Origin of the sequence: Paenibacillus alvei DSM 29 (assembly GCF_000293805.1) — a bacterium.
Lineage (GTDB): Bacteria > Bacillota > Bacilli > Paenibacillales > Paenibacillaceae > Paenibacillus_B > Paenibacillus_B alvei.
Genome location: NZ_AMBZ01000006.1, coordinates 446793 through 459044 on the forward strand (window position 1 = coordinate 446793; position 12252 = coordinate 459044).

The window sequence follows — 12252 nt, forward strand, 5'->3', positions numbered from 1 at the left end:
ATGAATACTGCTGCATTTCTTATGTTTTTGGCCATCGTTGCCTTGACACTCGTTATTACATATTGGGCTTCGAAAAAGAGTAAATCTGCAAGTGAATTCTATACAGCCGGAGGCGGCTTGACCGGATGGCAGAACGGGATGGCAATTGCCGGGGACTATATGTCAGCAGCTTCGTTCTTAGGGATTGCGGGGTCGATTGCGTTAGCAGGATTTGATGGATTTTTCTACAGTATCGGCTTCCTTGTTGCTTACTTAGTCGTACTCTTCTTAGTCGCAGAACCTTTACGAAATTTAGGGAAATATACGTTTGCCGATATGATTGCAGCTCGCTTCAAAACGACAAAAATTCGCGGATTCGCTGCGTTTAATACCATTGCCATATCCATCTTCTATATGATTGCACAGCTTGTAGGTGCAGGAGCCTTGATCAAGCTGCTTCTCGGTATTGATTTTGCAACCTCCGTCATCATCGTAGGTATTCTTATGACCGTCTACGTCACGTTTGGCGGAATGCACGCAACGAGCTGGGTACAGATTGTCAAAGCAATTCTGCTTATGGGCGGAACGTTTCTGATCTCGATTCTCGTGCTATACAAATTCAACTGGAGCCTCACAGGCATGTTCGATCATGTCAAGGATGCAACGCCACTCAAAGAGAACTTCCTTAATCCTGGCGTTAAATATAAAGATGGTCTTGATACACTGTCTTTGACGATGGGATTAGTACTTGGAACCGCAGGCCTTCCTCATATTCTTGTCCGCTTCTTTACGGTTAAAAATGCGAAAATAGCTCGCAGCTCTGTTGTATACGCAACTTGGATTATCGGTATTTTCTATGTGATGACGATATTCCTGGGTTTTGGCGCTGCTGCATTCGTTGGAAATGGTGATATTACCGCTGCGGATAAAGCAGGGAACATGGCTGCACCGCTCCTCGCAAAAGCACTGGGCGGCAATATGCTATTTGCATTTATTTCTGCTGTTGCCTTCGCAACTATTCTCGCCGTTGTAGCTGGACTTGTACTTACCGCCGCTGCTGCCTTCTCCCATGACTTCTACAATCAAATCTTAAGAAAAGGGCAAGCGACAGAGAAGCAGCAAGTCAATATGGCACGTTATGCTGCCATCGGGATATCTGTTATTTCTATTATTCTAGCCTTATTTGCACAAAACCTTAATGTTGCATTCCTCGTATCGCTAGCGTTTGCCGTTGCTGCGAGTGCAAACCTGCCTGTTATTTTATATACAATATTCTGGAAACGTTTTAATACGAATGGCGCGATCTGGGCCATGATGGTTGGTCTGATCGCCTCCGTAGGACTCGTTCTCGTCAGTCCGAACGTATTTCATCCTGAAGCTGGAAAAGCAATCTTTGTTGGTAACGCGCTTTATCCGCTTACGACTCCAGGTATTGTATCCATTCCGCTCGGTTTCATCGCTGGTTACATCGGTACCATGCTGTCGAGTAAAACAGGAAAAGCAGACAATCAAGTTGAATTCGATGAAATTCTCGTACGCTCCAATACAGGAATCAATACCACGATGTGACCCTAAGTTTATATTGTATGCACAAAAGCATCCATTCAGCGGATGCTTCTTTTTTACGTATGTCTTTCTTACCGATGCAATATTGAAACAAGATGTTGCATCTGCGACGCGAGCCCACTCGTCATGATAGCCAGAATACCTATTCCTAATGATTAATGAACCGCAACCGCTAATCAAAACGTTTACTTCTTATTTAGCTCCCCCTATGATATATCTACAGGATAGATTTCTAGTTAGATACACATTCGTGCTGGTTCAAAGTGAAGGAGGAGATCTGTAGCAATGAACGTAATCGTAACGAAATATAATGATGACTGGAACCGTATGTTCGAAGATGAAGCTCGAAAGATAAAAACGATTTTCGGAGATGAGTTGACCGACATCCATCACATTGGCAGCACTTCTGTTTTTGGATTACAGGCTAAACCGATTATCGACCTGATGCCGGTTGCAAAGGACATTGGAAAAATCGATGCTTTCAACGAGCAAATGACAGAACTAGGCTATGAATGTATGGGCGAATTCGGCATGGAAGGACGAAGATATTTCCGAAAGGGCGGGGAACATCGGACACATCATGTACACGTTTTTCAAGCAGATAACAAGGAAGATATTCAACGTCATTTGGCTGTAAGGGATTATTTGCGCGCACATCCTCAGGAAGCTGAGCAGTACGGCAACTTGAAGGAAAAGCTGACAAGTCAACATCCGAATGATATTGAAGCATATATGGATGGAAAGGATTCGTTTGTGAAGAACCTCGAAAAGAAAGCATTGGATTGGCTTGGTTAAAGCACTAGTATATAGTGGATAGAAAAAAGTAATTCCCCATATTCTTATCCGCTCCCTCACTATTACTCTGATTAAAACACAAATGACCCACAAGCGGGTCACTTTTTTCAAAGTGTCCTTCTTATGGGTCACAGTTCAACGTATCTATACGGTGATACACTGACTCACTGCTTCCCAAGGATTGCTTACCTTTGTCTCACCGCAAAGAATGTCGGATCCGCGTGCGCAAGTGCATGGGACATCATTCCTCGCAGGAAAAGTCCGTGGCCGTGGTAGCCACCGAGGTGGTATTCGTCGTCTTGCCATCCTCGTACCTGATTCCCGATGATCTCCCGACCATTTTTACCTTCATTTTCGAGATAATAACGGAAAAACGATATGGGCAGACACATGAGGCCGAACCGTCCATCCGAGGCGTAAGTCTCCGATGCAACCCCTCTCTTCTCGCCTGGCTTTTTTTTCGCATCTGCATCGAACCAGGAAACGTCCTCTAAGTTCACGTTGACGGTCTCACTCCAGCGGTTTCCTCTGGGTATCGGATTATTTAGGCAGTGGTTATAGTGGCTCCGGTAGGCCGTGTACACGTAGGCTCGCGCCTTCCTGTTGACGGTTGCCCACTGCCGAGCGCCCTCCCACAGCCGGGCCAATTGGGGAAGCCTTTGCTGTTCGGTGTCGCCAAGGTTAATGTCGAACGCGTTGAGCTGTATGAGATGCTGGGTGAAGAACGGCTTCGCGCTGAACTGGGCCATCAACTCGACGAGCCGATTTCCGCTGCGGCTGTATCCCGACACCATGACATGCCCGATTGTGTCGAATCTCGGCTTGTCTGGTGCGTTCAGCAGCGTCAACAGCGAGCGGTAGACATCGTTGAGCGTGCCGAGCATGCCGTCTGGTGTGATCATGTCAGCGAAATTTCCGGCGTGATCGGCGACGGGGACAACATAAGCAAGATTGGGTTCACGACGAGTGACGGCCATGACATGATGAGCGATGCTTTTGAAGTCGGAGCACAAATATCGGATCCCGAGCCTCACGTAGTACGGCACTCCGTCTGCCGGCAGCTTACCTGTCCAGTATGGACGCGTACCTTTGTACTCTTTCTCGTAGGTCGGCGGATGAAAGAGTACATGGAAGTTGAGCGGGGCGAGTAGAGTCCCGTTGCTAATCCGGTTGACCAAGGTGGTCGGCATCCATACGAAGAACAGCCGCGTCGTGCCGGAGTCACGTTCCAACACGAACGCACGCCCGGCGATGTCTTTCCTGTTTCCATCACTGATTCCGGCGGAGCTGAATGGTACGGGCTGATAGCTGAAACCGTCGGAAGCTCGCTTGTCGAGGATCGTCCACCCGAACTTTCGTAAGTTGGCGCCGGGGAGGAGCGCATCAGGATCTTGCTCTACTTCCCCGGACGATCCGCGTCGGAACAACCCAACGGGATAAAGGTCGAAGACCGTGCGGCTAACATCCTTCATCACCATCGCTACGAGATGGTAGCGAGGTTCGAGGTGACAGCAATGTCTGTACCAGACGTCGGGGTGTATTCGTTCCACTCCGCGATGAGCGCGCCCTTCTCGCCGGGCTGCAGAATCGGCACAGGAGCTTGTGTGCCTCTATGAGCGAATGTCACCTTTGCGACGGTGATGGTCGTCGCGTTAGGTATAGCGATGATCGTTTGCGCCTCCTGGATATGCTGTTCATCCTCCACGTCGATGACGACCGGTAGGCCGACAACGAACCCGGAGCTGTCGGCAACCTTGATGTTCACGGGATTGCTGCTCGGCGTGATGTCCATTGTCGACGTCGTGAAGACAGCGTCTTGGAGGTGTACTGCCGCTCTTCCAGGATTCGCTGGCGGGATGCCCGGATAGTTGCGGTCGTCGTATGCTGCGATCTCCCTAGCAATGCTCAGGTATGGTGCTGGGATGGGCGCACCGATGGAACCCCCTTCGGCGTACCGCATCCACCGCTCTTCCCAGCCCTTACGCACTGTGAGAACGACCCGTGCGCTGCCGGCTCGCAGGAACGCTTGCCTGGTTGGATCCGAATGGCGGAGCTGACGGATGAACGGCCAACTTGGCGGGACGTCCCAGAAATACGAGTACAGGAACGTTACCACGTTCTCCCACTCGATCGCCTGGTTAATGAACCGGATGACGTCCTCATGCTGTCGAACCAGCGTCCATTGCTCAGGGGTCAGCCCGAGGCTCGGCTGGTCGAAGCCAATACCGTGTTGAAGGTCGACATTTGCCGCCATGAAGGCAGCCAGAACGTTGGCTGGCATAAAGTCAAAGTCAGTGCCGAGGATGAACTTCAGCACACACTTCATGATCTCGTCGCTTTCCTCACGCCGCAACGTCAGAGTGTCGACGTTTGCCAGCTTCTCCTCGATGGCGGCAATGCTTGCTGCTATTTCCTGCTGTTGGGCGAAGTGCTTGGTCTGCGCGGCGTCATACAGGGCGTTCCAGACGTCAGTCCGCCATTGCTCGATGGCCTCCGGTGTCAGCTCCAAATGCACGGTGAGACGGCACAGTACTTGCTCTGAGTGGTGGAAAAAGAAGGTGACCTTATGGTGACCGGTGTAGCCCTGCATGAAGGGCACCCCCGAGGAAACCGACATGATCTTGTGATCTCGAATGATCAACGCCTCGGTTTTGCCCTGCCATCCTGGTTCGATGTGGGAGCCGATGACGTCGAAGTTCATCTTGTCGTCGGAGTCATCCTTTCCTATCTGGGCGTCCAGTCTGATCTCCCGTATACGTGTGCCGCCGGGAACGTCGAATTCAGCGTCGAGGAACCACCATCCGCCGTTGGTGTTATCGCGCGCGGTCGGCGTCAACGGAGTCGGTTCCGCGGGATACGCTTTGACCGAGACGCCTTGACGCTCAGCGAGCCACTGGTATTTCGGGATGCCGTTGGGGTCGGGAATGCCGTCCTGATTTACACGATCCGTCGTAATATCAGAGCGCTTCACGTTGAACGTGAACGGCCCCTGCTGCGCCCTCAGCAATTCAAGCTCTGCGTATGCGCGCCGCATTGCCGCGCCCGGTTCAGGGACGACGATATCGTACGTCAGCCGCAGCCCGTATCGGTACAGCCTGACCCGCCACTTCCTCATCAGGCTGAAGTAGTCAATCCGTATTGGGTTGACGTTGTTCGTGTTTTTAAGCATGCGTGTCGAGGTCTGGGACGTTCCTGTTTCCGTGGTCGTCGATATGGTGACCTTGTGTTCACGCCTCGACCGTGCCGATGCCTTCATAGTAGTGGTCCGAGCGTGTTTGATGCTTTCGCTGGCAGACACCGACTCCGACCCTTGCGCTGTGAAGCCGGTTGTGCTCGAACCCGAGATGATGGGAATGCCGCCCTGGACCGTTCCCGTGATATTGAACTGGTTGGAGTGCTGGCTCTGCGACGACGTCGACTGGGAAAGATCGGTGTTGTCCGTCACTCCTGTTTCGCTGATCTCTTCCAGCGAGTCAGTGACGATCGTCGTGAACTCTTTCGATGTGACGGACCATTCTTTGTACGTGACCGCGGTCTCCTCTCCTGGGGCAAGCGGAATAGTTGACACGAGTTCACCGCGCTGGATCCCTACGGGAACCATCTCGATTCGTTCAAGGTTGAGCATTCCTATCGGTGGCGTCGCGGTACCGGTTGTGAGAGCGCGCAGGGCAACGGCGGCGGAGTTTAGCGCCTGGGCGGATCGGCCGATCTCGGTGGGGGAGTCCGCCTCTACCTTCCTCATGTGCTTGGTGCGCTTAACGATAAGGGCCTCGGCAAACGCCGCCAGTTCACATCCGGGAATTCGCGAGATCGCCGTGAGATCCGGGCGTAGTAAGGACACCAACGGATCCTCGAACGCCTTCAGAAGCTCTAGCGTCTCAATGGAGACATGCGCCGTGTCTCCATCGTGCTGATCGATGTTCCCCAGTCGGTCACGAACATCATCGGTATCCCCAGGAGCCAAGGCCAGTTGTCGAATTGCGCCCAATTTGACGATTCCGCCCACAGGCTCGTCGCCGACCGCAGGAACGTTTACTGGCACGAGCGTTCCTTTGAGAATCTCTCTGGCCGAGTTGTCGAGAACCGGCGCAGATTCCGCTACATCCATAAAAATCCACTCCTTATTTTTTATTATCTAGTAGTATTTCCATTAATACTATTTTTATGTCGTACGATAATCAGGCGAAAGGGTGACCTTCCTTCGAGACTTAGATTTGCACCTGAAGGAACTAGTTCTCCTGACTGGGGAATGGGGTACCCGCCAAAGAGGCGGGTCATTGCACGAGAATTGCAGTGGGAACCCGTTTTTTGAACGGAGAGGCTGGAAATGGGTGAAATTAAAATGATTATTGATGGAGCTCAAGATGTACGGAAAGTGGATTGATTTAAAGGATGCTTCGCCTTGATGGAATTTAAATGGAAGACGAACAGAATAGTATTAAATGAATTATAGAGCCAACCAAAATGACCTCGCCGGAATAGGTTCTAGGGTTGCATTATATTTAAGTGTTGATCTACAATCCCCCCACCGTTATTCAGGTGTAGAAATGCGGTTTGCTTTTAAGGATTATAAAATTCTATTCATATAGAGCAATTCTGATATTAGAATCGATTTAAGGAGGAATTTCATTTACTGTCAAAAAACATTTTATGAGCTTCAAGAAATATTAATACGGCTACTCTTTTCTAATTTTATATCACAAAGGATAGTCAAAAATCTTTGTTGCTACGTGCCTCGCTTTAATTTTGGTTCATTTGCTGACGCTTCGTTCCCTAATTGCGCATTACAATTTTGCATTATCGACCGATCAAAATCATTACACGTAGATAAAAAAGAACTCCCCTTAGGCTTTTACCTATTGAAGAGTTCAAAACAATTTATATCATGCCCATATACATAAAATAGAGAGATAGAGTGCCCATACCATTCATTAGACCGATTCCGGCTATTCTTCCTTCAGATCCGGTTCAGGTGCTAATTTTTTAGCTAAGAACATAGCCACGATAACCGCTGTAATCCCGCCGACAAGCTTGCCGACGATCATTGGGAAGATCATTTCTTTTGCGACCCCAGCCGTAAAGCCGAGGTGATCGCCGAATACGAATGCGGCAGAGACGGCGAATGCAACGTTGATAACCTTGCCTCGCACATCCATGTCCTTCATCATACCGAACATCGGGATAACGTTGGCCAGCGTCGCTACCAGACCTGCTGCTGCAATCTCGTTCATCCCAAGCATTTTGCCCAGCTTCATAAGAGGCTTGTTGAATACCTTCGTAATAACGAATACCATCGCAAAAGCACCAGCCAAAACAATGGAAATGTCGCCAACGATCTTAATTCCTTCTTCAATCGGTGCAAGTCCCGGAATGATTGTAATATCCGTCAACTGCTGCGTGATGCCAGCCGCAAGACCAAGCGTTGCAACAATGACGATGAACTGACCGAAAATCGTGAAGCCCTTGATCATCCCGTTCGGGAATTTCCACAATCCCAACACAATCAGTACGGCGAACAGGATGATAGGAACTAGGTTGGACAAGATCATTGAGAGCGAATAACCTGCCACCAAGCCGCCGATTAAGCAGCCAAGCGGAATCGTTACAATACCAGCCAATACGCCAGTAGCCAAATACTTCTGGTCTTCCTTCTTAATAATGCCAAGTGCGACTGGGATGATGAATACGATTGTAGGTCCAAGCATCGCCCCTAAAATCGTACCCGCGAACAATCCCGCTTCCGGCGTTTGCGCCAATTCCTGCGCGAGTGAGAACCCGCCCATATCGTTGGCTAACAGCGTCGTTGCAAACATGGCCGGGTCTGCGCCGAGCGCGCTGTACAGCGGCACAACGACCGGACTGAGTACCTTGGCCAATACTGGGGACAGCGAAATAATTCCGACCATCGCCAGCGTAAGCGACCCCATAGCCATAATCCCCTCATCGAACTGGTGCCCCAATCCGAACTTGTACCCAATGCATTTGTCGATTGCTCCGAGAATCATGAAGATGACCATGCCGTATATGATGATTTCATTAATCTCCACGAACGTGTTCCTCCATTCTTACCTAAGATCAAAAGCGTATTTTTCAATCACGTTTAAAAAGATCGGTTGTCAGCACCGAGAAGGTTGCGGGAACTCGAAGCCTATGCTTTCGTAGCGAGTTTTGCGTTGCAAAACTTGTAAGGAGCAGCGCAGTGTAGGCAAAACTACATGAGCAGCTAAAATGTTTCCAAAGGAAACATACTTCGGAAGCATATGCTATTCGAGAGTGAACGCAAGATTCGATGCCGAGTTGCTTTCAATTTTACTTCGTGATCAAAAGCGAGCTTTTTAAACTACCTATCGGAAGTGTTGTTTGAGTTCTTCAGAAGGAGAAGGAATTACGGAATAATGAATCATCCGCTTTTGATCCATGGAGGATACGAACACCTTCATCCCCTGCTCGACATCGCTGACACTTCCCGTGAATGCGGCGAGGAACTTACCGCCGATCGCCATGCCGAGATTCATTTTTTTCACTCGAATATCACATTGCTTTACTGCCTCATTCAGTGCGAAAATGCCGGAAGACACCGTAGACGTCTCCACGATTCCAAGCGCGTCCACAGGAATTGAGCCATTGCTTCGCTTCAATCCCTCCACAATATCGGAATGAACGCCTAGCAGCTCGAAGTCGCTGATTCGGAAGTCTCCCGCTTCCTCCCGCGCTGATTCCATCGCGGCTTGAACATCTGCGGTATCCCCACTCATCATAATGAGGAACTTGCCTGGACAAATCGGCTTCATATGATGCACACTGACGGGAGATGTCTTCAGCATGCGGTCAGCCGTTTCGTAGCCTTTGCTTATGCTTCGCAGCTCAATAACACCGATTGCACTAGTCATGGGACACCTCGATGGAATCGACGATGCCGACTATGACTGCATCGACGGGGATGTCCGAATTGGCGAATGATGCCCGGGCAGCGCTTCCCGTCGTTACGAGCACAGTATCTCCGATGCCTGCTCCCGCGTTGTCTGCTGCGACGAAATAATCGCGTTGAACAGGTTCATCATGATTCGATAGAGGCTTGACCACTAGGAAGGTCAGACCATTCAGCTTGTTGTCCTTGCGAGTTGCCCACAGGCTTCCCGTAACTTGTCCCACGATCATAGCTTCACCCCGCCGTTATCTTCTGTGCACCTGCATTTTCTGCATACGCAAGTAGTCTTGAGCGAGCGGCGTTATAATGCTATGCCGATCAATCACGATCTCTTTGCCGTTATGCAGGCGATACTTCTTCAGTTCTGCTTCCGTAATCACTTTGCGATTCAGCACGAACTCTTGAGCATGTGGAGTACTTGGAGCGAATTCTACATGGGAATCTTCCTGTTTTTCCACTAGCTGTTGTTCAGCTTGAAGTCCTGATCCTGCTTCCACATGGCTGTCCTCCAGACAGGCTGCCAGCAGATCATGTTCCTTCACCAAGCGAATGCCGTAAGCACGAAGCTTGTTTGCAAACTCATCATACAGCTTGTACAAGAGTACAGGCGCTGTCGCCTTATATTTGCGGTACAGCAATCCTTCCTCGAGCGCAATCACTTCCCGCCCCTTGAGCAGCATCGTTAAGACAAAGCGCTCGCGCGGGCCAGCACTTAACCCGTTTGCGAGATTGGAAAGCAATTGCAGGCACAGCTTTGGAATGATCAGCACATCGCAATCTCTAAACGATTCATCATAATAGAGAACATCATAGTAGGGCTTCAGTACATTCTCTAATTCCGGTACCGCTTCCACCGTTAGAAGAACCGCTCGTTTTTTTGCTGGAGCCGTTTCTTCCTGACGTTCTAGATTCAATCGCTTCATCACTTCTGCAGTAACAGCTTCAATGATTGCAGCTCGCTCTTGAGCTTCTATGTTCATTTTTTCACACTCCTAAACCTAGATGCTCTGCTTCACAATTTTCCCCTTCATTCCCTTTGTAAAGCCGCAAGCATTCGCCTCGTCGTAATCGATATGCATATAAGTTTCATAATTCGCACTAACGCGAACAAGCACATCATCGAAAATAAGCGGGCGCTTGCCAAATACTTTCACCTGCACAATATCGCCGTTCTTGACGTCGAACTTCTCTGCATCTTCTGCCTTCACATGAATATGGCGTTGTGCGGCGATAAGTCCTTTTTCCAAACGAATCATATTGCTGCCCGAAGCAATCACGATACCTGGTGTCCCTTCGAGCTTGCCGCTTTCCTTCACAGGAACCGATACGCCCAACACAACGGAATCCGTCAGCGATACTTCCACTTGCGACTCCTTGCGCTCTGGTCCAAGCACGACTACATTATGCAGCGAACCCTTCGGGCCGATCAGTGTAACGCGTTCCTTGCAGGCATATTGCCCAGGCTGGGACAAGTCCTTCGCCTTCGTCAATTGGTAGCCCTTGCCGAACAAGGCATCAATCGCTTCGCGACTCAAATGCACATGCTTGCCGGATGCCTCCACCTCGAAGCAGGTTTTTTCATTCTGCACCCGCTTCACCACTTCATTAATGATGCTTTCTACCAGTTGGTTTTCCACCATTTTCACCTCATCCATCGTAGTGTCCAACACGGATACGGAACATAATTATCCAGAATAAGGAGGACAGTCGGTTCAATGAACGAATGATATCCTCGCGATCTGCTTCGCCATGCTCCTTCTTGAAGGCCTGATAAGCCAGCAGCTCCGTTTCCCTCGTCAATGTGCGCAACGCATTTATAACAACAACCGCTTCGCCCATATCATAGCTGGGTTGAAAATGTTCCAATCCAAAGTGTTTCTTGGGAAAATGGGACTGCTCGCGCAGTTCCTTGGCGTTCATCCCAAGCAAATGAAACTCTTCAATGCTCTCGCTCAATACCTCGCACCGTACGATTCGCCGTACGAATTGCAGGATTTCTTCCAAATCATCGACCAACTTGGTCATGTTCAGCTTGAAGCAGCAAATTTGCGCTTCTAATAGTTTGGTTTCCAGTGAATCCAGCTTCCCGCGGAATAAGATCCGTGGATGATCCTTGAATACCAGCATATTGCCATACAAATGAGTCATATGTTCCGGTTTCGTTTCCAAAAAACCGCCATACAGCGTACGGAACCGTTTTTTCCCTTCTGTCGCAGGCTCGACATCCAGGTTTTTCGTAACTTGAACCTTAACTTCTTTTTTGGGCGCCGGTGTCTCTTGTACAGCCATATTCGCCCCGGGTTCAGGTGCTTTCAGATATCGAAGCTCAATCTGGTGATCCGCCAAGAAGCTCTTGGCCGATGGCGTCAGAATTGTTCCTGCCGCCGTTTCATATACGGCAACATCCTTCAAATTCCGATTTCGAAAATGCTTGCGAAGTTCGCTTTCCGTAATCACAGCCATGTTCTCACATCCTTCTCGTGCGAATGCGTGTTGTTCAAATCCTTATCGTTACGCACAGCATATCGGCTTGAACAAGCCGATTCATCACGACAGATGAGATGCAGGATGCCAAGCGCGCTGCGCCAGCATCCTGCTCCACCTTATTCAGTAGGCTCGTCCGGAATCCGAATTACTCTACTGTTTTTGTTTTAGGCAAGATTGCGTCCACTTCGGAATGTGGTCTTGGAATTACGTGTACGGACAACAATTCGCCAACACGTTCTGCAGCTGCCGCGCCTGCATCTGTAGCTGCCTTAACTGCACCTACGTCGCCGCGAACCATTACGGTTACGAGACCTGCGCCGATTTGCTCTTTACCGATCAAAGTAACGTTAGCTGCTTTCACCATTGCGTCTGCTGCTTCAATTGCGCCTACCAAACCTTTCGTTTCTACCATTCCCAATGCGTTTGCGTTTGCCATGATTAAATTCCTCCTAATTAATTATCATTTGAATTTTTGTTTATATAAAATGTTGAGTAAC

Annotated in this window: 11 protein-coding genes; 2 read left to right on the plus strand and 9 right to left on the minus strand. The window is 49.6% G+C overall.

The genetic code is table 11. The annotated features are described in order from the left end of the window. Both PAV_RS21450 and PAV_RS21455 read left to right on the plus strand, forming a co-directional pair. On the plus strand, window positions 1-1548 hold the full coding sequence (locus tag PAV_RS21450) for a solute symporter family protein (protein WP_005549786.1): 1548 nt from the start codon (window positions 1-3) through the stop codon (window positions 1546-1548). Between the two features lie 282 nt (window positions 1549-1830). Then, the gene (locus PAV_RS21455; protein WP_005549787.1) at window positions 1831-2340 is read left to right on the plus strand and encodes a GrpB family protein; all 510 of its coding nucleotides are present in this window, start codon (window positions 1831-1833) and stop codon (window positions 2338-2340) included. A 185-nt stretch (window positions 2341-2525) separates the two neighbouring features. On the opposite strand, the gene PAV_RS21460 is transcribed toward PAV_RS21455, so the two are convergent. From PAV_RS21460 to PAV_RS21500, 9 genes are all read right to left on the minus strand, one after another. Continuing rightward, window positions 2526-3812 carry a hypothetical protein gene (locus tag PAV_RS21460; protein WP_040736385.1) on the minus strand — a complete coding sequence of 429 codons (1287 nt, stop codon included), beginning with the start codon at window positions 3810-3812 and terminating at the stop codon, window positions 2526-2528. An 8-nt stretch (window positions 3813-3820) separates the two neighbouring features. Further along, window positions 3821-6448 carry a hypothetical protein gene (locus PAV_RS21465; protein WP_005549789.1) on the minus strand — a complete coding sequence of 876 codons (2628 nt, stop codon included), beginning with the start codon at window positions 6446-6448 and terminating at the stop codon, window positions 3821-3823. 838 nt (window positions 6449-7286) lie between these two features. Then, window positions 7287-8387 carry an ethanolamine utilization protein EutH gene (eutH, locus tag PAV_RS21470; protein ID WP_005549790.1) on the minus strand — a complete coding sequence of 367 codons (1101 nt, stop codon included), beginning with the start codon at window positions 8385-8387 and terminating at the stop codon, window positions 7287-7289. A gap of 297 nt (window positions 8388-8684) precedes the next feature. Continuing rightward, complete coding sequence (locus PAV_RS21475) at window positions 8685-9230, minus strand: BMC domain-containing protein (RefSeq protein ID WP_005549791.1); 546 nt, start codon at window positions 9228-9230, stop codon at window positions 8685-8687. Continuing rightward, complete coding sequence (locus tag PAV_RS21480) at window positions 9223-9498, minus strand: EutN/CcmL family microcompartment protein (protein ID WP_005549792.1); 276 nt, start codon at window positions 9496-9498, stop codon at window positions 9223-9225. Before PAV_RS21480 ends, PAV_RS21475 begins: the two co-directional genes overlap by 8 nt. A gap of 15 nt (window positions 9499-9513) precedes the next feature. After that, window positions 9514-10248: a hypothetical protein gene (locus PAV_RS21485; RefSeq protein WP_005549793.1), complete on the minus strand. Its 735-nt coding sequence runs from the start codon at window positions 10246-10248 to the stop codon at window positions 9514-9516. A gap of 18 nt (window positions 10249-10266) precedes the next feature. Continuing rightward, window positions 10267-10905 (minus strand): ethanolamine utilization phosphate acetyltransferase EutD, encoded by a 639-nt coding sequence (gene eutD, locus PAV_RS21490; protein WP_157267137.1) that lies wholly within the window; start codon window positions 10903-10905, stop codon window positions 10267-10269. Window positions 10906-10915: 10 nt separating this feature from the next. Then, a complete protein-coding gene (locus PAV_RS21495) occupies window positions 10916-11731 on the minus strand; it encodes an ethanolamine utilization cobalamin adenosyltransferase EutT (protein WP_005549796.1) in 816 nt (271 codons plus the stop codon). A 169-nt stretch (window positions 11732-11900) separates the two neighbouring features. Next, window positions 11901-12191 carry a BMC domain-containing protein gene (locus PAV_RS21500; RefSeq protein WP_005549798.1) on the minus strand — a complete coding sequence of 97 codons (291 nt, stop codon included), beginning with the start codon at window positions 12189-12191 and terminating at the stop codon, window positions 11901-11903. Window positions 12192-12252 lie beyond the last annotated feature (61 nt).

Coding starts and splice junctions, on each gene's coding strand:
- PAV_RS21500 (WP_005549798.1), bottom strand. CDS start 12,191: ATGGCAAACGCAAACGCATTGGGAATGGTAGAAACGAAAGGTTTGGTA.
- PAV_RS21455 (WP_005549787.1), top strand. CDS start 1,831: ATGAACGTAATCGTAACGAAATATAATGATGACTGGAACCGTATGTTC.
- PAV_RS21485 (WP_005549793.1), bottom strand. CDS start 10,248: ATGAACATAGAAGCTCAAGAGCGAGCTGCAATCATTGAAGCTGTTACT.
- PAV_RS21460 (WP_040736385.1), bottom strand. CDS start 3,812: ATGAAGGATGTTAGCCGCACGGTCTTCGACCTTTATCCCGTTGGGTTG.
- PAV_RS21480 (WP_005549792.1), bottom strand. CDS start 9,498: ATGATCGTGGGACAAGTTACGGGAAGCCTGTGGGCAACTCGCAAGGAC.
- PAV_RS21450 (WP_005549786.1), top strand. CDS start 1: ATGAATACTGCTGCATTTCTTATGTTTTTGGCCATCGTTGCCTTGACA.
- PAV_RS21465 (WP_005549789.1), bottom strand. CDS start 6,448: ATGGATGTAGCGGAATCTGCGCCGGTTCTCGACAACTCGGCCAGAGAG.
- PAV_RS21495 (WP_005549796.1), bottom strand. CDS start 11,731: ATGGCTGTGATTACGGAAAGCGAACTTCGCAAGCATTTTCGAAATCGG.
- PAV_RS21475 (WP_005549791.1), bottom strand. CDS start 9,230: ATGACTAGTGCAATCGGTGTTATTGAGCTGCGAAGCATAAGCAAAGGC.